This window comes from Glutamicibacter soli (genome assembly GCF_003309065.1).
In the GTDB taxonomy this organism is placed as follows: Bacteria; Actinomycetota; Actinomycetes; order Actinomycetales; family Micrococcaceae; genus Glutamicibacter; species Glutamicibacter soli.
Window position 1 is genome coordinate 42,295 of record NZ_POAF01000005.1, and the last position, 25,360, is coordinate 67,654.

The 25,360-nt window shown below is 61.4% G+C and carries 34 protein-coding genes; 1 reads left to right on the forward strand and 33 read right to left on the reverse strand.

Annotated features, from left to right (window positions below; all coding sequences use genetic code 11):
* Positions 1 to 122 precede the first annotated feature (122 nt).
* From rpmJ to C1H84_RS11000, 16 genes are all read right to left on the reverse strand, one after another.
* On the reverse strand, positions 123 to 236 hold the full coding sequence (gene rpmJ, locus C1H84_RS10925) for a 50S ribosomal protein L36 (protein ID WP_071894985.1): 114 nt from the start codon (positions 234 to 236) through the stop codon (positions 123 to 125).
* 125 nt (positions 237 to 361) lie between these two features.
* Complete coding sequence (infA, locus tag C1H84_RS10930) at positions 362 to 583, reverse strand: translation initiation factor IF-1 (protein WP_047119658.1); 222 nt, start codon at positions 581 to 583, stop codon at positions 362 to 364.
* 224 nt (positions 584 to 807) lie between these two features.
* Positions 808 to 1,641: a type I methionyl aminopeptidase gene (gene map, locus C1H84_RS10935; RefSeq protein ID WP_047119659.1), complete on the reverse strand. Its 834-nt coding sequence runs from the start codon at positions 1,639 to 1,641 to the stop codon at positions 808 to 810.
* 147 nt (positions 1,642 to 1,788) lie between these two features.
* Entirely contained in the window at positions 1,789 to 2,361 is a 573-nt protein-coding gene (locus C1H84_RS10940; RefSeq protein ID WP_047119660.1) for an adenylate kinase, read from the reverse strand.
* The gene (gene secY, locus C1H84_RS10945) at positions 2,358 to 3,662 is read right to left on the reverse strand and encodes a preprotein translocase subunit SecY (RefSeq protein WP_047119661.1); all 1,305 of its coding nucleotides are present in this window, start codon (positions 3,660 to 3,662) and stop codon (positions 2,358 to 2,360) included. Before secY ends, C1H84_RS10940 begins: the two co-directional genes overlap by 4 nt.
* A gap of 253 nt (positions 3,663 to 3,915) precedes the next feature.
* Entirely contained in the window at positions 3,916 to 4,371 is a 456-nt protein-coding gene (rplO, locus tag C1H84_RS10950) for a 50S ribosomal protein L15 (RefSeq protein ID WP_047119662.1), read from the reverse strand.
* 2 nt (positions 4,372 to 4,373) lie between these two features.
* Positions 4,374 to 4,580, reverse strand: a complete 207-nt coding sequence (gene rpmD, locus C1H84_RS10955; RefSeq protein ID WP_047119663.1) for a 50S ribosomal protein L30 — start codon at positions 4,578 to 4,580, stop codon at positions 4,374 to 4,376.
* 5 nt (positions 4,581 to 4,585) lie between these two features.
* Positions 4,586 to 5,263 (reverse strand): 30S ribosomal protein S5, encoded by a 678-nt coding sequence (gene rpsE / locus C1H84_RS10960; RefSeq protein ID WP_181728114.1) that lies wholly within the window; start codon positions 5,261 to 5,263, stop codon positions 4,586 to 4,588.
* A gap of 29 nt (positions 5,264 to 5,292) precedes the next feature.
* Positions 5,293 to 5,664, reverse strand: coding sequence for a 50S ribosomal protein L18 (gene rplR / locus C1H84_RS10965; protein WP_047119665.1), 372 nt, complete (start codon positions 5,662 to 5,664; stop codon positions 5,293 to 5,295).
* 2 nt (positions 5,665 to 5,666) lie between these two features.
* Complete coding sequence (gene rplF / locus C1H84_RS10970; RefSeq protein ID WP_047119666.1) at positions 5,667 to 6,203, reverse strand: 50S ribosomal protein L6; 537 nt, start codon at positions 6,201 to 6,203, stop codon at positions 5,667 to 5,669.
* Between the two features lie 21 nt (positions 6,204 to 6,224).
* On the reverse strand, positions 6,225 to 6,623 hold the full coding sequence (gene rpsH / locus C1H84_RS10975) for a 30S ribosomal protein S8 (RefSeq protein WP_047119667.1): 399 nt from the start codon (positions 6,621 to 6,623) through the stop codon (positions 6,225 to 6,227).
* Positions 6,624 to 6,680: 57 nt separating this feature from the next.
* Positions 6,681 to 7,250 carry a 50S ribosomal protein L5 gene (rplE, locus tag C1H84_RS10980; RefSeq protein WP_047119668.1) on the reverse strand — a complete coding sequence of 190 codons (570 nt, stop codon included), beginning with the start codon at positions 7,248 to 7,250 and terminating at the stop codon, positions 6,681 to 6,683.
* Positions 7,250 to 7,594 carry a 50S ribosomal protein L24 gene (gene rplX, locus C1H84_RS10985; protein ID WP_047119669.1) on the reverse strand — a complete coding sequence of 115 codons (345 nt, stop codon included), beginning with the start codon at positions 7,592 to 7,594 and terminating at the stop codon, positions 7,250 to 7,252. Before rplX ends, rplE begins: the two co-directional genes overlap by 1 nt.
* Before the next feature lie 2 nt (positions 7,595 to 7,596).
* Positions 7,597 to 7,968, reverse strand: a complete 372-nt coding sequence (gene rplN / locus C1H84_RS10990) for a 50S ribosomal protein L14 (RefSeq protein ID WP_013349674.1) — start codon at positions 7,966 to 7,968, stop codon at positions 7,597 to 7,599.
* Between the two features lie 328 nt (positions 7,969 to 8,296).
* Entirely contained in the window at positions 8,297 to 9,253 is a 957-nt protein-coding gene (locus C1H84_RS10995; protein ID WP_113607434.1) for an endonuclease/exonuclease/phosphatase family protein, read from the reverse strand.
* A gap of 52 nt (positions 9,254 to 9,305) precedes the next feature.
* Positions 9,306 to 9,809, reverse strand: a complete 504-nt coding sequence (locus C1H84_RS11000) for a VOC family protein (protein ID WP_113607435.1) — start codon at positions 9,807 to 9,809, stop codon at positions 9,306 to 9,308.
* A gap of 68 nt (positions 9,810 to 9,877) precedes the next feature.
* Here C1H84_RS11000 and C1H84_RS11005 point away from each other — a divergent pair, with 68 nt between their 5' ends.
* The gene (locus C1H84_RS11005) at positions 9,878 to 10,675 is read left to right on the forward strand and encodes a helix-turn-helix domain-containing protein (RefSeq protein WP_113607436.1); all 798 of its coding nucleotides are present in this window, start codon (positions 9,878 to 9,880) and stop codon (positions 10,673 to 10,675) included.
* A 14-nt stretch (positions 10,676 to 10,689) separates the two neighbouring features.
* Here C1H84_RS11005 and C1H84_RS11010 read toward each other — a convergent pair whose 3' ends face one another.
* The 17 genes from C1H84_RS11010 to rpsL form a co-directional block, all read right to left on the reverse strand.
* Positions 10,690 to 11,091 (reverse strand): RidA family protein, encoded by a 402-nt coding sequence (locus tag C1H84_RS11010; protein ID WP_113607545.1) that lies wholly within the window; start codon positions 11,089 to 11,091, stop codon positions 10,690 to 10,692.
* 140 nt (positions 11,092 to 11,231) lie between these two features.
* Entirely contained in the window at positions 11,232 to 11,519 is a 288-nt protein-coding gene (rpsQ, locus tag C1H84_RS11015; RefSeq protein WP_047119673.1) for a 30S ribosomal protein S17, read from the reverse strand.
* Positions 11,519 to 11,782, reverse strand: a complete 264-nt coding sequence (gene rpmC / locus C1H84_RS11020) for a 50S ribosomal protein L29 (RefSeq protein WP_047119674.1) — start codon at positions 11,780 to 11,782, stop codon at positions 11,519 to 11,521. Before rpmC ends, rpsQ begins: the two co-directional genes overlap by 1 nt.
* A gap of 2 nt (positions 11,783 to 11,784) precedes the next feature.
* Positions 11,785 to 12,201: a 50S ribosomal protein L16 gene (gene rplP / locus C1H84_RS11025; RefSeq protein WP_047119675.1), complete on the reverse strand. Its 417-nt coding sequence runs from the start codon at positions 12,199 to 12,201 to the stop codon at positions 11,785 to 11,787.
* Positions 12,202 to 12,987 carry a 30S ribosomal protein S3 gene (gene rpsC, locus C1H84_RS11030; RefSeq protein WP_047119676.1) on the reverse strand — a complete coding sequence of 262 codons (786 nt, stop codon included), beginning with the start codon at positions 12,985 to 12,987 and terminating at the stop codon, positions 12,202 to 12,204. It abuts the gene before it with no gap.
* The gene (gene rplV / locus C1H84_RS11035) at positions 12,988 to 13,353 is read right to left on the reverse strand and encodes a 50S ribosomal protein L22 (RefSeq protein ID WP_047119677.1); all 366 of its coding nucleotides are present in this window, start codon (positions 13,351 to 13,353) and stop codon (positions 12,988 to 12,990) included.
* 60 nt (positions 13,354 to 13,413) lie between these two features.
* Positions 13,414 to 13,695 (reverse strand): 30S ribosomal protein S19, encoded by a 282-nt coding sequence (gene rpsS, locus C1H84_RS11040; RefSeq protein WP_022874134.1) that lies wholly within the window; start codon positions 13,693 to 13,695, stop codon positions 13,414 to 13,416.
* Positions 13,696 to 13,707: 12 nt separating this feature from the next.
* Positions 13,708 to 14,547 (reverse strand): 50S ribosomal protein L2, encoded by an 840-nt coding sequence (rplB, locus tag C1H84_RS11045; RefSeq protein ID WP_047119678.1) that lies wholly within the window; start codon positions 14,545 to 14,547, stop codon positions 13,708 to 13,710.
* A 31-nt stretch (positions 14,548 to 14,578) separates the two neighbouring features.
* Positions 14,579 to 14,881, reverse strand: coding sequence for a 50S ribosomal protein L23 (gene rplW / locus C1H84_RS11050; RefSeq protein WP_047119679.1), 303 nt, complete (start codon positions 14,879 to 14,881; stop codon positions 14,579 to 14,581).
* The gene (gene rplD, locus C1H84_RS11055) at positions 14,878 to 15,480 is read right to left on the reverse strand and encodes a 50S ribosomal protein L4 (RefSeq protein WP_047119680.1); all 603 of its coding nucleotides are present in this window, start codon (positions 15,478 to 15,480) and stop codon (positions 14,878 to 14,880) included. The genes rplW and rplD overlap by 4 nt, the downstream gene beginning before the upstream one ends.
* 4 nt (positions 15,481 to 15,484) lie before the next feature.
* The gene (gene rplC / locus C1H84_RS11060) at positions 15,485 to 16,135 is read right to left on the reverse strand and encodes a 50S ribosomal protein L3 (RefSeq protein WP_047119681.1); all 651 of its coding nucleotides are present in this window, start codon (positions 16,133 to 16,135) and stop codon (positions 15,485 to 15,487) included.
* Between the two features lie 20 nt (positions 16,136 to 16,155).
* Complete coding sequence (gene rpsJ / locus C1H84_RS11065; RefSeq protein ID WP_013349689.1) at positions 16,156 to 16,464, reverse strand: 30S ribosomal protein S10; 309 nt, start codon at positions 16,462 to 16,464, stop codon at positions 16,156 to 16,158.
* Positions 16,465 to 16,877: 413 nt separating this feature from the next.
* Positions 16,878 to 20,180, reverse strand: coding sequence for a hypothetical protein (locus C1H84_RS11070; protein ID WP_113607437.1), 3,303 nt, complete (start codon positions 20,178 to 20,180; stop codon positions 16,878 to 16,880).
* A gap of 712 nt (positions 20,181 to 20,892) precedes the next feature.
* On the reverse strand, positions 20,893 to 22,083 hold the full coding sequence (tuf, locus tag C1H84_RS11075; RefSeq protein WP_113607438.1) for an elongation factor Tu: 1,191 nt from the start codon (positions 22,081 to 22,083) through the stop codon (positions 20,893 to 20,895).
* A gap of 239 nt (positions 22,084 to 22,322) precedes the next feature.
* A complete protein-coding gene (fusA, locus tag C1H84_RS11080) occupies positions 22,323 to 24,437 on the reverse strand; it encodes an elongation factor G (protein ID WP_047119683.1) in 2,115 nt (704 codons plus the stop codon).
* Positions 24,438 to 24,506: 69 nt separating this feature from the next.
* Entirely contained in the window at positions 24,507 to 24,977 is a 471-nt protein-coding gene (gene rpsG, locus C1H84_RS11085) for a 30S ribosomal protein S7 (protein ID WP_047119684.1), read from the reverse strand.
* On the reverse strand, positions 24,977 to 25,351 hold the full coding sequence (rpsL, locus tag C1H84_RS11090; RefSeq protein ID WP_047119685.1) for a 30S ribosomal protein S12: 375 nt from the start codon (positions 25,349 to 25,351) through the stop codon (positions 24,977 to 24,979). The genes rpsG and rpsL overlap by 1 nt, the downstream gene beginning before the upstream one ends.
* Between the last annotated feature and the right edge of the window lie 9 nt (positions 25,352 to 25,360).

The following is a 25,360-nucleotide window of genomic DNA, read 5'->3' on the forward strand; positions in this document are numbered from 1 at the left end:
TGGAGCAGCACCTTCCGCGAGGGTCCTCGCGGCCCCGGCCTCCGAATCCGGGGGTGTACGGCAACCTGGGTTGCCGCGGTACTGCCTATATGACTACGCGTGGGAAATCCCGAAAAACGGAATTAGCCCTGACGCTGCTTGTGGCGTGGGTTCTCGCAGATCACCATGACGCGACCATTGCGGCGAATCACCTTGCACTTGTCGCAGATCGGCTTCACGCTAGGGTTAACCTTCAAGGGTTTACTCCTCTTGCGGTTGCAGTTAAATGTGGAGCAGTAAAAAGCTTATCCAAGAACATTGCTCTAGCGGGCGCTTTGCGATGAATCGCACAACGTCCGCCAGAAAAGTCCAAGAGTGCTGTTTACTTGTAGCGGTAAACGATACGGCCTCGGTTGAGGTCGTATGGGCTCATTTCAACCTGCACTCGGTCCTCTGGGAGGATTCGAATGTAGTGCTGACGCATCTTACCCGAGATAGTGGCGAGCACCACGTGTCCATTCGGCAGCTCCACGCGGAACATCGCGTTCGGCAGCGCTTCGGTCACAGTGCCCTCTACCTGGATGACACCTTCCTTCTTGCCCATTTTCCCCGCTAACTTTGGTTGCCTTGGTTTCCCTCGGCAAGTAATTGGTTCTGGTTCGCGACCGGTGCAACCCCAACCTAAGGTTTTGGGCGCACTTAAATAACGAACCAACAGACAACACTACGCCATCACCACGGCCTTCGCCAATTCGGACCGTGTTTTAAACTGTTAGATCCAGCACTCCGCGTGGATGCGGAGTGCTGGATCTTCAGTGGACAGGTACCCTATGGGCGGATTGGCGACGGGGTCACGCCGAACGGCGCCAGGCCGGCCTCTCCCCCGTCATGGGCCGAGAGTACCCAGACGCCGCCCATGGTGAAGGCGACGGTGTGCTCCCACTGCGAGGCGTTGGACTTGTCGTTGGTGACCACCGTCCAGTCGTCCTCAAGCACCGAGGTCTCGATGCCGCCGCGCACCAGCATCGGCTCGATGGCTAGGGCCATGCCCGGCTTGATGCGCGGACCACGGTGGCCGGAGTTGTAGTTCAGCACGTCCGGAGCCATGTGCATCTCGGAGCCGATGCCGTGGCCGCAGTAGTCTTCCAAGATGCCCAGCTCGTCGCCCGGCTGGCTGGTCACGAAGTCGTCGATGGCGGTGCCGATCTGGCCGATGAAGCGGGCCTTGGCCGCGGCGGCGATGCCTGCCCACATGGCCTGCTCGGTGATGTCGCTCAGGCGCTGGTCTGCCGGGTCGATGTTCTTGCCCACCAGCACGGTGCGCGCCGAGTCCGAGTGCCAGCCGTCCACAATGGCGCCGCCGTCGATCTTCAGCACGTCACCGTCCTTCAGCTCGTAGTCCGACGGGAAGCCGTGCACGACCTCGTGGTTGACCGAGGCGCAGATATTGGCCGGGAACCCGTGGTAGCCGAGGAAGTTGCTGGTGGCTCCGTGGCGCTCCAGCACCTTGGCGAAGACCTTGTCAACGGCGGCGGTGGTGATGCCCGGGCGTGCCATGGCGACGGCCTCATCCAGCGCCTCGGCCAGCACCAGGCCGGCTTCACGCATCTTCAGGATTTCCGAGTTGGATTTGTACTCAATTCGCGGCTGTCCAAGTGCCAAGGTAACTCCCCTAGGTGTTCACGGGTTGCTCGCCGCCGGCGGTTGCCGGCGTTGGTGCGAGCCTTCAGTCTGTAAAATCACGCAGGGACCGTGCCGCTCGCCCGTAGGCTTGCCGTGCACGGTCCCTGCGCGTGAGAACGCTTGCGCTTAGGCGTTGACGTTCAATGCGGCCATGACGCGGTCGGTGACCTCGTCGATGGCGCCGATGCCGTCGACCTTGCGCACGATGCCACGTTCTTCGTAGCGGTCGACCACGATCTTGGTCTCTGCGTTGTACAGGCCCAGGCGGTGGCGGATGACCTCTTCGGTGTCGTCCGCGCGGCCTTCGATCTCTGCACGCTTCAGGAGCCGGGCAACCAGCTCGTCGTCGTCGGCGGTCAGCTGCAGCACTGCGTCCAGGGCGATGCCCTTGGCTTCCAGCATTGCATCCAGCGCGTCGACCTGTGCGCTGGTGCGCGGGTAGCCGTCCAGCAGGAAGCCGGTGGCCACATCGTCCTGGTTCAGGCGGTCTTCGACCATGTTGTTGGTGACCGAATCAGGTACAAAGTCGCCATTGTCGATGTACTTGCTGGCTTCGATACCCAGCGGGGTGCCGCCCTTGACGTTCGCGCGGAAGATGTCGCCGGTGGAGATCGCGGGGATCTCCAGGCGCTCGGAGATCTTCACGGCCTGGGTTCCTTTACCGGCGCCCGGCGGTCCAATGATAAGCAGTCGACTCATCGCAGTAGCCCTTCGTAGTTTCGTTGCTGCATTTGAGCATTGATTTGTTTGACGGTCTCAAGACCAACACCAACCATGATGATGATCGAGGTGCCGCCGAATGGGAAACTCTGATCTGCGTTGATCAACACGAAGGCAATCAATGGAATCAACGCGACGAATGCCAAGTACAGCGAACCCGGGAACGTGATCCGCGAGATCACGTACTGCAGGTACTCGGCGGTCGGACGGCCGGCCCGGATGCCCGGGATGAAGCCGCCGTACTTCTTCATGTTGTCCGCCACCTCAACCGGGTTGAAGGTGATGGCTACGTAGAAGTAGGTGAAGCCGATGGTCAGCAAGGTGTACACCAGCATGTACCACGGCGAGGAGGTCGAGGAGTGCGTCTGCAGCCACAGCGCCCAGTCCGGCAGCGTGCCGTCCGGGTTCTGGTTGAACTGCACGATCATCTGCGGCAGGGCCAGGATCGAGCTGGCGAAGATCACCGGGATCACGTTAGCCATGTTCAGCTTAAGCGGGATGTAAGTGGAGGTCCCGCCCACGGTGCGCCGACCGATGGTCCGCTTGGCGTACTGCACCGGCACGCGGCGCTGGGACTGTTCCACGAACACAACCAGGCCGATGATGACCAGGCCGATGGCGATGACGCCGACGAAGGTCAGCCAGCCCTGGGTCTGCAGGATCGCGCCCATGGAGGCTGGGAAGCCCGAAGCGATCGAGGTGAAGATCAGGATCGACATGCCGTTGCCGATGCCGCGTTCGGTGATCAGCTCGCCCATCCACATGATCAGGCCGGTGCCTGCCGTGAGTGTGATGATCATCAGCAAGATGACGATCAGGCTGTCGTCCGGCACCAGCGGGAGGCTGCAGCTCGGGAACAGGTTGCCTGTGCGGGCCAAGGTCACCAAGGTGGTGCCCTGCAGCAGCGCCAAGGCGATGGTGAGGTAACGCGTGTACTGGGTCAGCTTGCCCTGGCCGGCCTGGCCTTCCTTGTGCAGGGTCTCGAAGTGCGGGATGACCACACGCAGCAGCTGCACGATGATGGCCGCCGTAATGTACGGCATGATGCCCATCGCGAAGATCGAAACCTGCAACAGGGCGCCGCCACTGAACAGATTCACAAATGAATAAAGTCCACCGGTGGTTTCACCCATTGCCAGACACTGCTGAACGTTGCTGTAATCAATACCCGGGGTCGGGATGAATACGCCGACACGGTAGATCGCGAGGATCCCCAGCGTGAACAGCAACTTGTTGCGCAGATCAGGCGTCCGAAAAACTCGGGCTATGGCGCTGAACAAGCGTCCTCCTGAAGTATGTTCCTGAGTCGTTGAGCCAGATACGACTACGACCTAATGATTCTAGCTGTCCTAGGTAGCTCCGCGCCAAATACGAGACACGGAAAATGCCCGGAATTTTCTCATTTGTAATAAGAACAGCCAGATCACCGAAGCTATTTCCGGCGATCAGCCGAAAATCTTTGAGAAATGGAAAGCCCCCGTTCACCTTGAAAACTCAACGTGAACGGGGGCTTGGCCTTGGCTTGACCCTAGCTTAGAGGGTGTTTGCCGAGCCGCCGGCAGCAGCGATCTTCTCAGCAGCGGAAGTCGAGAAGGCATCAACCTTCACGTCGACCTTGACCGAGATCTCGCCGGTGCCCAGCACCTTGACGGGCTGGTTCTTGCGAACGGCGCCCTTGGCAACGAGTGCCTCGACGGTGACTTCGCCACCCTCTGGGAACAGCTCCGAGATCTTGTCCAGGTTTACAACCTGGAACTCGACGCGGAACGGGTTCTTGAAGCCGCGCAGCTTCGGCAGACGCATGTGCAGCGGAAGCTGTCCGCCTGCGAAGCCTGCCTTCACCTGGTAACGAGCCTTGGTACCCTTGGTACCGCGACCGGCGGTCTTACCCTTCGATGCCTCACCACGACCAACACGGGTCTTGGCGGTCTTGGCACCTTCGGCTGGACGCAGGTGGTGTACCTTAAGTGCGTTTTCCTTCTGAGCCATCTTTACTTCGCCTCCTCAACCTTCAGCAGGTGTGGGACCTTGTTGACCATGCCGACAGTCACAGGGTCAGCGGAGCGGACAACGGTGTGTCCGATGCGCTTCAGGCCCAGCGAGCGAACAACGTCGCGCTGTACCTGGTTACCACCGATGATGGACTTGATCTGGGTGATTTCCAGCTGGGCGTCGCTTGGAACAATGTTCTTAGCCATTGAAATTAAGCACCTGCCTTCTGGGACTGGATGTGACGCAGCATTGCTGCCGGTGCAACCTCGTCCAGCGGAAGACCGCGGCGAGCTGCAACAGCCTGAGGCTCTTCCAGAGCCTTCAGTGCGGCAATGGTGCCCTGAACGATGTTGATCTGGTTCTGCGAACCCATCGACTTCGACAGGATGTCGTGGATGCCTGCGCACTCCAGCACGGCGCGCACCGGACCGCCGGCGATAACGCCGGTACCCGGAGCGGCTGGGCGGAGCAAGACAACGCCAGCGGCGGCCTCGCCCTTGACCAGGTGCGGGATGGTGGTGCCAACGCGTGGAACGCGGAAGAAGGACTTCTTGGCCTCTTCAACGCCCTTGGCGATAGCGGCAGGAACTTCCTTAGCCTTGCCGTAGCCAACGCCGACCATGCCGTTGCCGTCACCGACGACTACCAGAGCGGTGAAGCTGAAGCGACGACCACCCTTGACGACCTTGGAGACGCGGTTGATAGCTACAACGCGCTCAAGGAACTTGTCCTTGTCTTCGTTGCGGTTATCCTTCTGATCGCGACCGCGGCCACGACCTTCACCACGACCGCGGCCTTCGCCACGACCGCGACCCTCGCCACGGCGGGATCCGGTGTTCTCGGTAGCGGGAGCAGCTGCAGTCTCGACTGCCTCAGTAGCTTCAGACACCTGAGTTTCCTTCTTGTTGGTTGCTTCGCTCACAGTGCCAGCCCACCTTCACGTGCGCCGTCAGCAACAGCAGCCACGCGACCGTGGTACTTGTTGCCGCCGCGGTCGAATACAACAGCCTCAATGCCGGCAGCCTTGGCACGCTCTGCAACGAGCTCGCCAACGCGCTTGGACTTTGCGGTCTTGTCTGCATCGCTTGCGCGAAGATCTGCTTCCATGGTCGAAGCGCTGGCCAGGGTCAGACCCTTCGAGTCGTCCACGATCTGAACGAACATGTGACGAGCCGAGCGGTTGATGACCAGGCGTGGACGAGCCTCGGTACCGACGATGCGCTTGCGCACACGCAGGTGACGGCGACCGCGCTGAGCGGACTTGCTCTTGCCCTTGATTCCGATAGCCATGATTACTTACCAGCCTTTCCAGCCTTGCGCAGGATACGCTCGCCGGCGTAGCGGATGCCCTTGCCCTTGTAAGGCTCGGTCTTGCGCAGCTTGCGGATGTTAGCGGCAACCTCACCGACGTGCTGCTTGTCGATGCCAGCAACGGTGATCTTGTTGTTTCCCTCCACGGACAGGGTGATGCCCTCAGGGGCTTCAACGCTGATCGGGTGGGAGTAACCCAGAGCAAGCTCAAGGGTGTTGCCCTTGGCCTGAACGCGGTAGCCGGTACCGTGGATTTCGAGCTTCTTCTCGTAACCCTCGGTGACACCAATGATCAGGTTGTTGATCAGGGTACGGGTCAGACCGTGCAGCGAACGGGCCTCGCGGCCGTCGTTCGGACGGGAGACGGTAACGGTGTTCTCGTCCTTGGCAACGGTGATCGGAGCCGAAACGGTCAGCGAAAGCTCACCCTTCGGGCCCTTGACGGTGACCAGCTGGCCATCGATGTTCAGTTCAACGTTGGCAGGAACGGTGATCGGAAGACGTCCAATACGTGACATAGTGTTTTCCTTCCCTTCCCGTTACCAGACGTAGGCGAGGACTTCCCCACCCACGCCCTTCTTTGCAGCCTGACGGTCGGTAAGCAGACCGGAGGAGGTGGACAGGATCGCGATACCAAGACCACCGAGCACGTGAGGCAGGTTGGTGGACTTTGCGTAAACGCGCAGGCCTGGCTTGGAGATACGACGTACGCCGGCGATCGAACGCTCGCGCGATGGGCCGTACTTCAAAGTGATGGTCAGCTTCTTGCCGACTTCGGCAGCCTCTTCCTCGAAGGAGGCAATGTAGCCCTGTTCCTTCAGGATGTTGGCAATGCGCAGCTTGAGCTTGCTCGACGGCATCGACACAGTGTCGTGATAAGCCGAGTTGGCGTTGCGCAGACGAGTCAGCATATCTGCGACTGGATCTGTCATAGACATGTGGGCTTCAGCCCTTCCTCGTTACGGTTTCCTTTGCGGACCTGTAACGTAGTGAGATTAGTTGTTGGTCTTGAACGGGAAGCCCAGAGCCTTGAGCAAGGCGCGGCCTTCGTCGTCAGTCTTGGCGGTGGTCACCACAGTGATGTCCATACCGCGCACGCGATCGATCTTGTCCTGATCGATTTCATGGAACATCGACTGTTCGGTCAGACCGAAAGTGTAGTTGCCATTGCCATCGAACTGGCGGTCGCTCAGGCCGCGGAAGTCGCGGATACGAGGCAGTGCCAGGGTGATCAGGCGATCAACGAATTCCCACATGCGATCGTTACGCAGGGTGGTGTGGGTACCGATCGGCATGCCTTCGCGCAGCTTGAACTGTGCGATCGACTTGCGGGCACGGGTAACCACTGGCTTCTGACCGGTAATTGCGGTCAGATCGCGCACGGCGCCTTCAATGAGCTTGGAATCCTTGGCTGCTTCGCCAACACCCATGTTCACTACAACCTTGGTCAGGTTAGGAACCTGCATCGGGTTGGCGTAGTTGAACTGCTCCTGCAGGGCAGGGCGGATGTCAGCTGCGTACTTAGCGCGCAGACGTGGCTGGATCTTGTTGGCTGCTTCAGTCATTACAGATCCTTTCCGGAAGCCTTGGCGTAACGAACGCGTACAGTCTTGGACACGCCGTTCTTTTCTACGGTTTCCTCGCGGAAACCAACGCGGGTTGGCTTCTTGGTTTCTGGATCAACAACAGCAACGTTCGAAACGTGTACTGGAGCTTCAACAACCTCGATGCCGCCAGTCTGGGTGCCGCGCTCGGTCTGGCCAGCCTTGGTGTGCTTGGTGACGCGGTTAACGCCCTCAACCAGCACGCGGTTGGTCTCGGTGATGACCTTCAGGACCTTGCCCTGCTTGCCACGTTCCTTACCGGCGATGACCTGAACCAGGTCACCCTTCTTGATCTTTGCGCCCATGCTTACAGCACCTCCGGAGCCAGGGAAACGATCTTCATGAACTTCTTGTCGCGAAGTTCACGACCCACTGGGCCGAAGATACGAGTTCCACGAGGATCGGCAGCGTCACCCTTGAGGATCACTGCAGCGTTCTCGTCGAACTTGATGTAGGAACCGTCGGCGCGACGGATTTCCTTCTTGGTGCGAACGACGACAGCCTTGACGACGTCGCCCTTCTTTACGTTGCCGCCAGGGATTGCATCCTTGACGGTTGCGACAATGGTGTCGCCGATGCTTGCGTAGCGACGCTTCGAGCCACCCAGAACACGAATGGTAAGGATTTCCTTAGCACCGGTGTTATCGGCAACCTTGAGTCGCGACTCCTGCTGAATCACTTCTTACTCCTGTCGTCTCGCTGGTTCTCATAAATGAGCCTTGCGGAACGGATATGGTCTCCACGATACGATCGCTTACCCCCACCGACGCGGGCGCACCGAATGCTGATCCCAATTGGCGGCAGGGCCGAGGCGTAAAATATCGAGGCTGTGTGTGCGGCGAATATGATTTCCGACCGCACTGCATCAGGCCGAAGGTGGATAGTCCCCGAACAAGATGCGCACAGATTCTTAAGTTTAGCCTAGAGTGGCGCGAAACCGAAATGGTGTGGTAGGGCGAAAAGACGCGTTGTTGGTCACATCGGCAACGGAAAAGAACCGCGGAAATTCAAGGATCCACCATCAGCTCGGCCACCACACCCAGATGGTCCGAACCGCCAATGCTCTGCGTTTGGAAGTCCGCCACGTGTGCCTGGCTGGCCAGAATATGGTCGATTTCGACCAGCGGAGGGAATCTCCTGCCCGCCGGCCACGAGACGTCGGGCCACCGACCGGAGGATTCAAGGAAACCGGCCGTCGCACTTCGGTACTGCGGGTGGGCGCGTACCGAGTTGAAGTCCCCTGCCAAGATCACCGGGCCCCCGCGGTGGCTTTGCGCCCAGTCTTCCAGCGCGGCCAGTCCCTGGGCCCACCGCGCGGCGTTGTTCAGCGGCGGGTAGATGTGGATGCCGGCGACTGTGACGGGCCCCTGCGGCGTCTGCACTTCGGCGACCGGCAGCGAATACCACCCGGTGTCCTTCGCGCTCAGCTCCTCGGTCCGCTCCGTGAGCCGGTAGCGCGAGAAGATCACGGTATCACGCTCTCCCCCGGCCGGGGCCTGCGCGGTCCGGTATCCCAGGTCATTCATGGCGCCGCGCTGGGCCAGGGCCGCATGCAGCGGTTCGCTAGTTTCCACCAGCACCAGAATATCGGGGTCGCGCTGCCGGATCGCCTCGGCCAGTTCGTCGGGTTCCGCGCCCGCCTTGAGCGTATTGAAGGACATCACCGTCAACGATTCGCCACTTGCCCCGGCGGTCGAGCACGGCATCGCGGGGTTGAAGCTGGCAGCTACTCCTGACAGCAGGCAGCCGAGCAGCAACGCTGCGAGAACCCATCGGCGCCTCAGCAGCGCGACCAGGCATGCTGCGGCCGGCAGCACGAGCATCCACAGCGCAAAGGCCTGCAGCTTCGGAACCCAGCCGGCGCCGAGCCATGGGAGCCATCCCAGCAATCCGATGAGAATGCCGGCCAGCAGCACGAGCGGCCACGCCCACGGATGTGTCGTCGTCGCCCGTGTGCTCATCATGTCTTGAGCCTACGCGGTGAGGTCCATGCGGAAGCCGATTGACGGCGTGTTCCTACTGTTCAGATGCCCATTGGGCCACCCGTTGCGCGCTTTCTTCCTCGGACAGGTCTTCCACCCGGCTCAAGATGGACCAGCGGATGCCGAAAGGGTCGATGATGGATGCGAATCGGTCACCGGAGACGAAGTTCGTGGCCGGTTCGCGAATCGTCGCGCCGGCTTCGACGGCCTTGGCAAGCACCGCATCGACGTCCTGGCAGTACAGCCCCATGGAATAGCAGGCGTTCGGGGCGGCGGGCGGCGGAACGAGCCCGTAGTCCGGGCTTGGTTCACCGATCTGCAGGTGACCCTGGCCGAAGTCGATCTCTGCATGCGCAATAACCCCGCCCATCACGGTGGTGTCGATGATGCGCGCGCCGAACACGTCGCGGTAGAATTCCAGCGCGCCGGCGGCATTGGCGATCGACAGGAACGGGGTCAGGCTGCTCATGCCATGCGGTACGCCGTCGGTGGTGTATTTGCCGGAGACGCCGCGGGTTGAATCATTCTCTGTTTTCATGCCACAACGGTATTCCCCTGTGGCACCCTTGGACTTGTAGAAACACGACAACTTCAAGGCGGTGGCCGGTGGCAGATGAACGCGATCGCCGAGGTGTCCTGTATCCCGCGCGGCTCCCGCAGTTCGAGCGTATTCTCCCGCCACCCGAGCTGAAGGCCCTGGTCGGCTGGTTCTGGCTCGTGCACTGGGATATCGATGCCGGCAGGACCTCGCGGCAACAGCTGCTTCCGTTCCCGTTGATGAACCTCGTGGTGCAGGAAGAAGGCGTGACGGTGTCCGGCCCGGCCTCCGCGGCATCCCACCGGGATCTATCCGGCAACGGGTGGGCTGTGGCCGCCTTGCTCCGGCCCGCTGCGGCGGACGTCCTGGAGCTGTCCCCCGCCGAGCTGGTTGACCGCGAAGTCGAATTCAACGCCCCGGATCTGCTGGAGGCGGTCACGTGCATCCTGGGCAAGGGCGCGGGCCCTGCGGGCAATCATGAAAGCGCCGCTGCGCTGGGAGCGTGGTTTACGCGTACGTGTCCTGTCCCTGAGTCGCAGGGGCTTGTGGCCAACGAATTCATCGACTACGTCGCCGCGACCCGCAGCGCAGTCAGTGTCGAGCAGGCGGCCGCAACACTGGGATTGGGCGTCAGGAGCCTTCAGCGGCTTTCGCTGCGGTATCTCGGGTTGCCGCCCTTGGCGGTCATCCGCCGCTACCGGCTGCAGGAAGCAGCCGCACGGGTACGGGAGAACTCGTCAACCTCCATCGCCCAGATCGCCGCCGAACTCAGGTACGCGGACCAGGCGCACCTGGCTTCGGACTTCCGGAGAATTCTCGGATTCAGTCCCAGCTCGTACCGCGAACAGAATGTTCCTGAACGCTAGCCACCCCGAGGACTTCAGGGCACGATGGCGGCGATCGCGCTGATCTCGATCAACGCGCCGGGCAATCCCAGGGCGGCGACCATGCTGGCCACGACCAAGGGCGGTTCGTCCCTGGCGAGCCGTGGAGCTATCGCCCCGTAGGCGGCATTGACATCGCTGCCCTGGACCATGACGACGGTCCATTGCACCACGTCGTCGAGGCTCGCTCCGGCGGCTGCCAGTGCCGCCACCGCGTTGTCCATGGCCTTGGACGCCTGCGCGGCGATGTCCCCCGCGCCTTCAAGCCGGCCTTGCGCGTCGACCGCGTCCTGCCCTCCAAGATAGACCGTGGCCATGCCCGGCGGGACCACCGCCGCGTGGCTGAAGGCCGGTGAGTGGACGAGCCCCTCGGGGCGGAAAAGCTGAATCTGTGCCATGAGGCATGGTTGCACAGAATTCTCGGCCAGGCCACGGCAGCCACGTTGTTCCGTATACGCAAAAAAGCCCCGAACTCTTCTTTCGAAGTGTTCGGGGCGTTTTGTGCAATTCACGTAATCCGTGAAATCACCAAGAAAGCTTACTTAGCCTTCTCGACGATCTCGACCAGACGCCAGTGCTTGTCAGCAGACAGCGGGCGGGTCTCAGCGATTACAACCAAGTCACCGATGCCGGCCTCGTTGTTCTCGTCGTGAGCCTTCACGTTCTTGTTACGACGCATGACCTTGCCGTAGAGGGCGTGCTTCACACGGTCCTCAACGTCAACGACGATGGTCTTCTGCATCTTGTCGGAAACCACGTAACCACGGAGGGTCTTGCGGTCGTTGCGCTCGGTTGCGTCAGCCACACCGTTCTCCTTCTCGCTCATTACTTGGAGTCCTTCTTGGTCTCTTCAACCGGAACAACGACATCCTGACGAATACCCAGCTCGCGTTCGCGCAGCACCGTGTAGATGCGGGCGATGTCGCGCTTGATGGCCTTCAGGTTACCGTGGGTCTCCAGCTGGCCGGTGGCCGACTGGAAACGCAGGTTGAACAGTTCTGCCTTGGCCTTCTTCAATTCCTCGTTCAAACGAGCAGTATCGAAGCCGTCCAGGGACTCAATGCTAAGGTCCTTAGAACCGATAGACATCCCTATTCACCACCTTCACGACGCACGATGCGTGCCTTCATCGGCAGCTTGTGAATCGCGAGACGCAGGGCCTCGCGAGCTACCTCTTCACTGACGCCACCGAGTTCAAACATGACTCGTCCTGGCTTGACGTTGGCGACCCACCACTCCGGCGAACCCTTACCGGAACCCATGCGGGTTTCGGCTGGCTTCTTGGTCAGCGGACGGTCTGGGTAGATGTTGATCCACACCTTACCGCCACGCTTGATGTAACGGGTCATGGCGATACGAGCGGCCTCGATCTGACGGTTGGTCACGTAGGCCGGGGTCAGCGCCTGAATACCGAAATCACCGAATGCTACGGTGGTGCCGCCCTTGGCAGCACCCGAACGCTTCGGGTGGTGCTGCTTGCGGAACTTTACTCGACGTGGGATAAGCATTTAAGCCTCTCCTCCTTCCGCAGCCGGAGCTGCAGCGCCCTTGTTGCGGTCGTTACGACGACGACGCTCTCCACCACGTGGACGATCGTTGCCGCCGCGGCCGCCGCGAGCTGGAGCAGCAGCAGCCTGCTGTGCAGCCAGTTCCTTGGCGGTGACGTCACCCTTGTAGATCCAGACCTTCACGCCGATGCGGCCGAAGGTGGTCTTGGCTTCGAACTTGCCGAAGTCGATGTTCGCGCGCAGGGTGTGCAGCGGCACACGGCCTTCGCGGTAGAACTCCTTGCGGGACATTTCTGCACCGCCCAGGCGACCGGAGCACTGAACGCGGATGCCCTTGGCACCAGCGCGCATTGCCGACTGCATTGCCTTCTTCATCGCACGGCGGAAAGCCACGCGGGAAGCAAGCTGCTCGGCGATGCCCTGGGCGACCAGCTGGGCCTCCATGTCAGGGTTCTTGACCTCGAGGATGTTCAGCTGAACCTGCTTCTTGGTGAGCTTTTCCAGCTCGCCGCGAATGCGGTCGGCTTCGGCGCCGCGGCGACCGATCACGATGCCCGGACGAGCGGTGTGGATGTCCACACGCACACGGTCACGGGTACGCTCGATCTCAACGCGGGCGATGCCGGCGCGGTCCATGCCGTCGGACAGGAGCGCACGGATCTGTACGTCTTCCTTCACGTAATCCTTGTAGCGCTGACCTGGCTTGCTGGAATCAGCGAACCAGTGCGACACGTGGTCAGTGGTGATGCCGAGACGGAAACCGTTCGGGTTTACCTTCTGTCCCATTTAGTTCTCCCCACCCTTCTTAGGGGTTGAAACAACCACAGTCACGTGGCTGGTGCGCTTCTTGATCTGGAATGCGCGACCCTGAGCTCGCGGCTGGAACCGCTTCATGGTCGGACCCTCGTCAACAAACGCCTCGCTGATAATCAGCTCGTCCTCATTGAATGCTTCACCTGCGCGGTCCGCGGCGGCACGGGCGTTAGCCACTGCCGATGCGACAACCTTGTATACCGGCTCCGAAGCTGCCTGTGGGGCGAACTTCAGAATGGCCAGTGCCTCGTTGGTCTGCAGACCACGAACAAGGTTGACGACGCGCCGGGCCTTCATAGGCGTTACGCGGATATGGCGCGCAATTGCCTTGGCTTCCATTGCTATCCTTCTCTCGTCTATCGAAGAAGTGCTAAGCGATCACTAGTTCCCTTGCGGGGCCTAGCGGCGCTTGCCCTTCTTGTCGTCCTTTACGTGGCCACGGAACGTGCGCGTTGGGGCAAACTCTCCGAGCTTGTGACCAACCATGGATTCGGTAACGAACACAGGAATGTGCTTGCGACCGTCGTGCACGGCGATGGTGTGTCCCAGCATGTCCGGGATGATCATCGAACGGCGGGACCACGTCTTGATGACGTTCTTGGTGCCCTTTTCGTTTTCAGCAACGACCTTCAGGAACAGGTGCTGATCGACGAAGGGGCCTTTCTTCAGGCTGCGTGGCATGTTTCCAGGCTCCTATCGCTTGTTCTTGCCGGTCTTGCGACGACGCACAATGAGCTTGTCGCTTTCCTTGTTCGGACGACGGGTGCGTCCTTCACGCTTACCGTTGGGGTTGACCGGGTGGCGACCACCGGAGGTCTTGCCCTCACCGCCACCGTGTGGGTGGTCGACTGGGTTCATGACAACACCACGCACGGTTGGGCGAACGCCCTTCCAGCGCATGCGGCCGGCCTTGCCCCAGTTGATGTTGATCTGCTCGGCGTTGCCAACTTCGCCGATGGTTGCGCGGCAGCGCACATCGACGTTGCGGATTTCGCCGGAAGGCAGACGCAGCTGAGCGAAGCGACCCTCACGGGCTACCAGCTGGATCGAAGCGCCAGCGGAACGAGCCATCTTGGCGCCGCCGCCTGGGCGGAGCTCCACAGCGTGAATCACGGAACCAACCGGGATGTTACGCAGCGGCAGGTTGTTGCCTGGCTTGATGTCAGCGTTCGGACCGGCCTCAACGGTGTCACCCTGGTTGAGGTTGTTCGGTGCGATGATGTAGCGCTTGGTGCCGTCCACGTAGTGGAGCAGTGCGATACGAGCGGTGCGGTTCGGGTCGTACTCGATGTGAGCAACCTTTGCCGGAACGCCGTCCTTGTCGTGACGACGGAAGTCGATCACGCGGTATGCGCGCTTGTGTCCGCCACCCTTGTGTCGGGTGGTGATCTTACCGGAGTTGTTACGGCCGCCGCTCTTGGTGAGTGGGCGAACCAGCGACTTTTCCGGAGTCGATCGGGTGATTTCTGCGAAGTCGGCTACCGACGAGCCGCGCAGGCCCGGGGTAGTCGGCTTGAACTTACGAATTCCCATTTATTCTATTCCTCGTTAAAGTGGTCTCCGCTTAGGAAAGCGGACCGCCGAAGATGTCAATCGAACCATCCTTGAGGGTGATGATTGCACGCTTGGTAGCCTTGCGTGCGCCCCACCCGAACTTGGTACGCTTGCGCTTACCTGGACGGTTGATGGTGTTCACGGAATCAACCTTGACGTTGAAGATAGCTTCAACGGCATTCTTGATTTCCGACTTGTTCGAACGTGGGTCGACCAGGAAGGTGTACTTACCTTCGTCGATCAGACCGTAGCTCTTTTCCGATACGACTGGTGCGATGACCACGTCGTGTGGAGCCTTGGAGAAGGTGCTCACTTGGCTTCCTCCTTCTGGACCAGGGCATCGAATGCAGCCTTGGTGAAGACTACGTCATCCGAAACCAGAACATCGTAGGTGTTCAGCTGGTCGACGTACAGAACGTGCACAGCGGCGAGGTTGCGCACGGACAGTGCAGCAACATCGTTGGCGCGATCGATGACGACAAGCAGGTTCTTGCGCTCGGTCAGCGAACGCAGGGTTGCCAGTGCTTCCTTGGTCGACGGGGTCTCACCGGCGACCAGGTTCTCAATGACGTGGACGCGATCGAAGCGTGCGCGATCAGACAGGGCGCCGCGCAGTGCAGCAGCCTTCATCTTCTTCGGGGTACGCTGCGAGTAGTCGCGCGGGGTTGGGCCGTGGACAATGCCGCCGCCGGTCATGTGAGGAGCGCGGATCGAACCCTGACGGGCGCGGCCGGTACCCTTCTGCTTGAACGGCTTGCGACCTGCACCCGAAACCTCGGAGCGGTCCTTGACCTTGTGGGTACCCTGGCGGGCAGCAGCCAGCTGTGCAACGACAACCTGGTGCAGCAGCGGGACGTTGGTCTGTACGTCGAAGATCTCTGCAGGCAGTTCGACGTTAAGTGCCTTAGTCATTTACTTATGCTCCCTTCACGGCGGTGCGTACGAGGACGACGCGGCCGCGGGCGCCTGGAACGGCACCCTTGATCAGCAGGAGGTTCTTCTCAGCGTCGATGGCGTGGATGGTCAGGTTCTGAGTGGTAACACGCTCAGCGCCCATGCGACCAGCCATCTTCTGTCCACGGAAAACGCGACCTGGGGTCGATGCGCCGCCGATGGAACCTGGCTTACGGTGGTTCTTGTGAGCACCGTGCGAAGCGCCAACACCGGAGAAGTTGTGACGCTTCATGGTACCGGCGAAGCCCTTGCCCTTGGAGGTGCCAACGACGTCGACCTTCTGGCCGGCTTCGAAGAGTTCCACGGACAGTTCCTGGCCAGCTGCGTACTCGGCAGCGTCTGCGGTGCGCAGTTCTACCAGGTGACGACGTGGGGTCACGCCTGCAGCTTCGAAGTGACCTGCCAGTGGCTTGGTCACCTTGCGCGGATCGATCTGGCCGTAGCCGATCTGAACTGCGGTGTAGCCATCGCGGTCAGCGTTGCGAAGCTGGGTGACAACGTTGCTATCAGCCTGCACGACGGTGACAGGGATCAGGTTGTTGTTCTCGTCCCAAACCTGGGTCATGCCGAGCTTCGTGCCCAACAGGCCCTTAACATTGCGGGTTGCGGTCATAGTTTTCTCGCCACCTCCCCTTAAAGCTTGATTTCGATGTTGACGTCCGCCGGCAGGTCGAGACGCATCAGCGAATCAACAGCCTTCGGGGTCGGATCGACGATGTCGATCAGACGCTTGTGCGTGCGCATTTCGAAGTGCTCACGGCTGTCCTTGTACTTGTGTGGCGAACGGATAACGCAGTACACGTTCTTTTCCGTTGGCAGCGGCACTGGGCCGACTACGGTTGCGCCTGCGCGCGTGACCGTCTCAACGATCTTCCGGGCTGAAACGTCAATGACCTCGTGGTCATACGACTTCAGCCGGATGCGGATTTTCTGTCCCGCCATGGCGTCATGCCTCTTTCTGATAGCACTATTTACAAGTTCTGTGCCTAATACGGGCTCTTGCGAGCCGGCACGCCTTACGCTGTGGCTGAATCCGGATGAATCCGGGTTCCTCAACCCCAGGAGGCTCCGACCCCCGAACTCGGGCGTGTCGCGTAAATTTTAGTCACGACAGTCCGCAAAAGTTTTCACTTTCATCGGAGGCCTTATAGTTTGAAGCAGTTGTATCGATCCCGAACCCCAGGCATTATCCTGCGTGAGAGTCGATCCCGGTCGTTCAAACCAGCCGATTACCCCGGCAAACGGGGATCGGGTTGCACCGAAGCAACTTATCTAGTCTGACAGGTCGGCGGGAATCGCGCAAATCTTTTGGGCGCATCCGGGCGCGTGATCTTGACCTCACGCGCCGCCACGGGCTACCTGGGCTGCCCGGAATCCGGCTGGTCCTCGCCGGCATCGGGGCGATTGGACGGCGGCCACGGCGCTCCGGGCACCGGGTGCTGGCCCGGCTGGGGGCTCCCGGACGGAATGGACCCGGCAGGTCCCCCGCCCTGCTTCAAGCTGTCCACCCGGGAAAGCTTGATCACCGCCGCGGCAATCAGGCCCACGCCGAGGATTACCAGCCAGAGGAAGGCCAGCGACCTCAAGGACCAGAGCACTGCCAAGGTAATGGTTGCGGCGCCCCACCAGATGTAGAGGCGGCGGCCCTGCTTCAGTCCGTAGGCGATCAGCGCCGCGAAGAAAATGAGCGCGTAGATCCTGGTCGCCGGTTTGGCATCGACAAGGTTCGCCAGCATCGCCAGGTTCGCCATCACGCCGGCGACAACCAGGTACCGGTTGGCCAGCACCGGCTTTTTTTGCAGGTTGCGCCAGACGACGAGCAGCACGAAGACCAAGCTGGAGTAACAGGCGAGGATGCTTGCTTCCGGCAGGTGCTCCAGGATCGTGTAGCTGCTGATACCCAGGTAGGCGGCCAATGGCAGCAGCAGATCCAGGGTGTACGGCTTGAGCTGTTGAGGGCATTCGAAGATGCGCACGGCCACTGCCACCGCGAAGACCAGCGCCGCGCCGCCCAGTACCGGGCCGGGTTCCCGGTTGCCCAGGTGGGCCAACGCGCCGGCTCCGAAGGCGCAGGCAAGGCCCATCAGCAGGTACAACCGCGAGGCGGATCCCCTGGCGTCCGCTGCCCGGTAGGCCTCGGCGGGATAGCTGGGGCGCGCCTCGGCGAAACGTCCATGGGTCGCGGCCATGACGTAGAAGACGAAGGTGGCGGCCAGCAGGGCCCAGACCACGTCCAGGGTCTGCAACCGGCTGAGAACCTGCACATTTCGCCACAGCTGTACCGAGTAGAGCAGCGCGGCGCAGGCGGCGAGGCCGGAGCCCAGGGCGAACCAGGCGACAGACCGGGTGTGCACCATCAAGGCGAAGTACACCGCGGTCAGGGCGGCGCTGGCAAGCACCCATCCATCACCGGGGATCCGGGCATTGAGCACCAGCAGCGGCAGGAACATTCCCGCACCGACGGCCACGCCCACATCCGGCCGGCGTCGGAAGATCCACTCCGCGGCCGCGGCCGCGCCGGAAAGAACCAGCAGCAGCCCGAAGGCCACCGGGGTGTCCCACCACGAGTTCCTGACCCATCCGCTCTGCGTGGACAGGTCCAACGCGGGGATCTGGATGAGGGCGAGCACGGACAGCAGCGGGGCGAAGAGATAAGCCTGGCGCCACCGGCCGGCTGAGTGCTCTGCCATGAACAACGCCGTGCCGTAAAGTCCAAACAACAGGCTTTGCAGCAGCAGCACTCCCCTGTCGGCATCGAGGCCCACGCTGGAATAGCCCAGCGTGGACACCGGGATGAACACCAGCATGCCCCAGGCGATGATACGCAGCTCAAGGCGCAGTTCACGGCGCTGGCGCCAGGCGGAACCGAGCCGGACTAGCTGCGGCAGCACCACCGAGACGCTGAACAGGGCGAACTGTCCGTGGCCGTCGAAGTTCATGTGCCCCGTGAACCACCAGACGGCGCTGGAGAAAGTAAGCTGGGCGGCGCCTGCGTAGATCATCTTCCAGCCGGCAATCCGGACCCGGCGGGCCTCAGCCAGGAAATAGGCCAGCAGCACCAGGGCGATGGCCAACCCCGGCTGCCACAGGCTCGCGCCCAGGCTCAGCAGGTAGACCAGGGCCAGCACTGCGGCGGCGGTTCCGCGCACTGCGTGCTCTTTCGTCAGGCTTCGAGGTGCGGCGCGCAGCGCGGCCAGTATCGTCAGCGCGAGGGTGGGCACTGCGCCGGCATTGAACCACCCCACAGGCTCCAACCCGTAGTAGGCCTCGGCATCCGCAAAGTCCAGACTGGTGAGCAGGGCGAGGCTCGCCAACGCCAAGGCGGCGCTGCAGGCCAAGCGCAGCTGGCGCAGGTCGATGCCCCGATAGATCAGGGTTTTGCTCCCGCTGGCAACAGCGTCCATGGCCCACAAGGCGAAAAGCGGCACCCACAGACCCAGGACGCTGGCCACGCTGAGCGCGGCGGGCTGCGCAGGGTATCCCAGATCGCCTGCCGCGGCGCCGGCGGTCACGCCGAGGGCAAGGCAGAGCGCCCAGCCGATCACCCGGTAGGCTACGGACCACGGAGCTGGCATCTTCGTCCGCAGTGCCAGAACCACGAGCAGCGCCAAGCCCAGCGCGGGTAGCAGGCGCCAGGGTTCAGCAGCGTTGTCCATGCCGGGAAGAACGGCGAACGCCAGCAAGGCTGCGAGCTCGATCTTTGCCTGTCGCCACAGCCCGGGAACTGCGGCGAGCACGAGCACAGGCACCGCCACGAAGCTAATCAGCCCGGTATCGGCGCCGAACGCCGAAGCCTGATAGGCGGTGACCACAGACAGCAGCGCCAGCATCCACAAGGTGGCGCGCTCGATGCGCCACAGCCTGGCGTCGACCGCGAAGATGGCGCGGTAGCTGTCGCCGGCCAGCACCACGGCCAGGGCCTGCGCGGCAAGCAGCACCGCGACGACCAGCGCGATGGATCGCACCGGCAGCTCCAGCAGCGCGCAGCCTGCAATAACCGTGAGCATGGCGGTGGCGCGCGCGGAGAGGAAACGCAGGTGTCGAGCCCGCTCGAACAGCCTGACCGAGAGCAGCAGCTGGGCTGTCAGTAGGAAGAAGACCCAGAGGTAGTTCCGCGCGGTCAGCGCCGGGGACAGGATTACCGCGAGGGCCAGCACCAGCGCGGGGATCATCTGGGCGGTGGTCTTCAGCGCCTGGAAGAAGATCGAGTCGCGAACGGTCCGGCTGCGAGTGGCCGCCAGCAGCAGGATGATCGAGAGGACCAGCAGGACGAGCAGGTAATAGAATACTCCGCGCTGCATGGTCGCGGCCGAGGCCATGGCGGTGCTCACCAGAATGAGCACCGCCAGCCAGGCGAGCACCCGTGAACGGAAGCGCACCGTGGCGTAGCCGACAGCCACCGTGGCGATCGCCGAGAAAACCAGCCAGACGGTCGGTCCGCTCAGGTCCACGGTGTTGTAGGTGGCGATGGCGCACAACGGCAGCAGGGCCAGCCCGGTGCCGGCGAACGCGGCCGCCGCAGGCCTCAGGGATTCACGGGTGGCATGGACTGCCAGTCCCCCGCCGTAGAAGGCGGCAGCCAGTGCGAAGAGCGCCACCAGCTTGGCCAGCGGCAACAGCGCGAAGCTGAGGAACAGCGCCCCAGCGGCCACGATCATCAAGGCCGCGACGTACAGGGTGACGTTGATATTGCGCAGTTCGCGTTCGCGCTTGCTCAGGACCTTGACCGGGGCTGCGGGCGCCGGAGGCTGCGCAGCCGTGCGGTTGCCTCCCGTCTGCAGGATGCGCGGACGGTCCTGCCAGGCGCCGGACGCGCCTGGGACGGCCGGGATGTCCGCGGCTGCATCCGCGAGATACGGCTGCCCCGCCGGCGGCGGTACGGCGTCCGGCTGCGGGGCGGCCTGCGGCTCCGTCGTTTGGAATGCGGCGGGCCTGGGGATGCCGGCAGCCGGCAGGTGCTTGTCCTGTTCCGGCCCTGACTCGACTGCATCGGGGAGCTCGGGGCTGGGGCCGGGTTCCCTGCGCAGCTCGCCGAGGAACCGGACCGCGGCCTCGTAGCCTTCCTGCCACGCGGTTTCCCGGGCTTGGCGCAGGGCCTGCGCGTCACTGGAGGGCGCCTTGCGGCCCGCGTTGCGGCCGACAATAAATGCCGCCGCGATGAATACCAGTGCTACGAGTACTTCCAGTGCCCCGGCACTCCCCTCGCTGATGATTCGTCAATCCGACGGGAATATCCCGCCCCTCTAATTAGACCACCTTTTAGAGTTACTCACCACATCGGGTAGCGTTTAAGACAGAAATCCCCGCCACTCGTAATGAGTGGCGGGGATTGCCGATAGACCGCTAGCGATCTAGATCGTCAAGCAGAGACTACTTGGTGATCTTGGTGACCTTGCCCGAACCAACGGTGCGGCCGCCTTCGCGGATTGCGAAGCCGAGGCCCTCTTCCATAGCGATTGGCTGGATCAGCTCAACCGACATTTCGGTGTTGTCGCCTGGCATAACCATTTCGGTGCCCTCTGGGAGGGTGATAACGCCGGTAACGTCGGTGGTGCGGAAGTAGAACTGCGGACGGTAGTTCGAGTAGAACGGGTTGTGACGTCCGCCTTCGTCCTTCGACAGGATGTAGACGTTGGCTTCGAAGTTGGTGTGCGGGGTGATCGAGCCTGGGGCTACGACAACCTGACCGCGCTCAACATCGTCGCGCTTCAGACCGCGAAGCAGCAGACCACAGTTCTCGCCTGCCCATGCTTCGTCGAGCTGCTTGTGGAACATCTCGATACCGGTAACGGTGGTCTTCTGGATCGGGCGGATGCCAACGATCTCAACTTCCGAGTTGATGGCCAGGGTGCCACGCTCGGCGCGGCCGGTCACCACGGTACCGCGACCGGTGATGGTGAAGACGTCCTCGATCGGCATCAGGAATGGCTTGTCGCGGTCGCGAACTGGATCCGGGATGAAGGTGTCAGCAGCGTCCATCAGTTCCTCAACAGCTGCAACCCACTTTGGATCGCCTTCGAGGGCCTTCAGAGCCGAAACCTTGATGACTGGTGCGTCGTCGCCATCGAAGCCCTGCGAGGACAGAAGTTCGCGAACTTCCATCTCCACGAGCTCGAGCAGCTCTTCGTCGTCAACCATGTCGGACTTGTTCAGTGCGACCATCAGGGTAGGAACACCAACCTGGCGGGCCAGCAGAACGTGCTCGCGGGTCTGAGCCATTGGGCCGTCAGTTGCGGCAACAACCAGGATCGCGCCGTCCATCTGAGCAGCACCGGTGATCATGTTCTTGACGTAGTCAGCGTGACCTGGAGCATCAACGTGTGCGTAGTGACGCTTCTCGGTCTGGTACTCGATGTGCGAGATGTTGATGGTAATACCGCGCTGGCGCTCTTCCGGAGCCGAGTCAATGTTAGCGAAGTCGCGCTGCTCGTTCAGGTCCGGGTACTTGTCAGCCAGAACCTTGGAGATTGCTGCGGTCAGAGTGGTCTTACCGTGGTCGACGTGACCGATGGTACCAATGTTGACGTGCGGCTTGCTGCGCTCGAACTTTGCCTTTGCCACAAGTTCCTCCTAGAAACATTTACAGAAGACTTTTTTCGTCTGCGCGGTTCGCAAACGAACTTCAAATAGTCTACTGGGGGCATGGATAAATATGGAAATTTCGGTCCTCTGCGGGCCCTGCATGTGATGCAAATCCCTCGTTGGCCGTTTGCAAGGCCGGCGTCGACGGATCTCCGCCGGCCTCGCGATCGGCCACTTCCCCACTCGGGGGTCACGGCCAAGTTTTGGTTCCGAGGCGATTACTCGCCGCGGGACTTCTGGATGATCTCGTCGGCAACTGCCTTCGGGACCTCAGAGTAGCTGTCGAAGGTCATCGAGTAAACTGCACGACCCTGGGTCTTCGAACGCAGGTCACCAATGTAACCGAACATCTCAGACAGCGGAACAGCTGCGCGGATGACCTTGACGCCTGCGGCGTCGGACATCTCCTGGATCGAGCCACGGCGGGAGTTCAGGTCGCCGATAACGTCGCCCATGTACTCTTCCGGGGTACGAACTTCAACGGCCATCAGCGGTTCGAGCAGAACAGGGTTGGCGCGGCGTGCACCTTCCTTGAAGACCTGCGAACCGGCGATCTTGAACGCCATTTCCGAGGAGTCGACGTCGTGGTAGGCACCATCGATGAGGGTAGCCTTCACGCCGACCAGCGGGTAGCCGGCGAGGATGCCGTACTGCATAGCATCCTGGATACCAGCGTCAACCGACGGGATGTACTCACGAGGCACGCGACCGCCGGTGACGGCGTTCTTGAACTCGTAGGTTACGCCGTCCACAACTTCCAGAGGCTCGAACGTGACCTGGACCTTTGCGAACTGGCCCGAACCACCGGTCTGCTTCTTGTGGGTGAAGTCGACCTTCTCCACAGCCTTCTTGATGGTTTCGCGGTATGCAACCTGCGGCTTGCCGACGTTGGCCTCCACGCGGAATTCACGCTTCATGCGGTCCACCAGGATGTCCAGGTGGAGTTCGCCCATGCCGCCGATTTCGGTCTGGCCGGTGTCTTCGTTCAGCGAAACGGTGAAGGTTGGATCCTCCGCCGACAGCTTCTGAATAGCGGTCGACAGCTTCTCCTGGTCGCCCTTGGTCTTAGGCTCGATGGCCACGAAGATCACTGGATCCGGGAAGGTCATCGACTCGAGGACGATTGGATTCTGTGGATCGCACAGGGTGTCACCGGTAGTGGTGTCCTTCAGGCCGATGACAGCGTAGATGTGACCTGCGTGGATCTCGTCTACCGGCTGCTCCTTGTTGGCGTGCATCTGGAAGAGCTTGCCAACGCGTTCCTTCTTCTGCTTGGTCGAGTTCAGCAGCTGTGCGCCGGACTCGGCCTTGCCGGAGTAAACGCGGACGAAGTTGAGCTGACCGAAGAACGGGTGAGCAGCGATCTTGAAAGCCAGTGCCGAGAATGGTGCATCCTCGGAAGGCTCGCGGGTGAGCTCGATTTCCTCGTTCTTTGGATCGTGACCTACCATGGCGCCCACGTCCAGAGGACTTGGCAGGAAGTCGATCACGGCGTCCAGCATCGGCTGAACACCACGGTTCTTGAACGCCGAACCACAGAAGACCGGGTAGGCTTCCGAGTTCACGGTCAGCTTGCGGATGCCGGCCTTCAGCTCGTCCAGCGAGATCTCTTCGCCTTCGAGGTACTTCTCCATGAGCTCTTCGGATGCCTCAGCGACATCTTCGACCAGCTTGGCGCGGTACTCTTCGGCCTTTTCCTGCAGGTCTGCAGGAATTTCGCGAGTCTCGTAAGCAGCGCCCATGGTGACGTCGCCCTTGGCGTCGCCTTCCCAGACGAATGCCTTCATGGTCAGCAGGTCCACCACGCCGGTGAACTCCGACTCGGAGCCGATTGGCAGCTGCATGACCAGCGGCTTGGCACCCAGGCGGTTGATGATGGTGTCCACGGTGAAGTAGAAGTCAGCACCGAGCTTGTCCATCTTGTTCACGAAGCAGATACGTGGAACGTTGTACTTGTCAGCCTGACGCCAAACGGTCTCGGACTGAGGCTCAACGCCTTCCTTGCCGTCGAACACGGCAACGGCGCCATCGAGCACGCGCAGCGAGCGCTCCACCTCAACGGTGAAGTCAACGTGGCCCGGGGTATCGATGATGTTGATCTGGTTCTTGTTCCAGAAGCAAGTCACGGCCGCGGAGGTAATGGTGATACCGCGTTCCTTTTCCTGCTCCATCCAGTCGGTGGTAGCGCCACCGTCGTGGGTCTCACCGAGCTTGTGGTTTACACCCGTGTAGAACAGGATGCGCTCAGTAGTAGTGGTCTTACCGGCATCGATGTGAGCCATGATGCCGATGTTGCGGACCTTGTTCAGGTCAGTCAGCACGTCCTGTGCCACGTTGTCTCCCTAAGAGGTGATGCTGGATTTGCTGGGCGCCGGTAGACGCCCAGCAAATCCAAGCGGTTCTTACCAGCGGTAATGGGCGAATGCCTTGTTGGACTCAGCCATCTTGTGAGTGTCTTCGCGACGCTTCACAGCTGCGCCCAGACCGTTCGAAGCGTCCAGGATCTCGTTCATCAGACGCTCGATCATGGTCTTCTCGCGGCGAGCCTTCGAGTAGCCAACCAGCCAGCGCAGAGCCAGTGCGGTTGCACGGCCTGGCTTGACCTCGACAGGAACCTGGTAGGTCGCGCCACCAACACGGCGGGAACGAACCTCAAGGGCCGGGCGGATGTTATCCATGGCCTTCTTGAGGGTCGACACTGCGTCGGTGCCGGACTTTGCAGCTGCACCTTCGAGTGCACCGTAAACAATGCGCTCTGCGGTGGACTTCTTGCCGTCTACGAGAACCTTGTTGATCAGCTGGGTGACCAGTGGGGAATCGTAAACTGGATCAGAAACTAGTGGGCGCTTTGGCGCCGGACCCTTACGAGGCATTACTTACCATCCTTCTTTGCACCGTAGCGGGAACGAGCCTGCTTACGATCCTTCACACCCTGGGTATCCAGAGCACCACGAACAATCTTGTAGCGGACACCTGGCAAGTCCTTCACACGACCACCGCGAACGAGCACGATGGAGTGTTCCTGCAGGTTGTGACCGACACCTGGAATGTAAGCGGTGACCTCAATACCACCGGCAAGGCGCACACGTGCGACCTTACGCAGTGCCGAGTTCGGCTTCTTCGGGGTGGTGGTGTACACACGGGTGCACACGCCACGGCGCATTGGGTTGCCCTTCAGGGCAGGAGCCTTGGTCTTTACGACCTTAGGCGAGCGGCCCTTGCGGACCAGCTGCTGAATAGTAGGCACTTTCGTGTC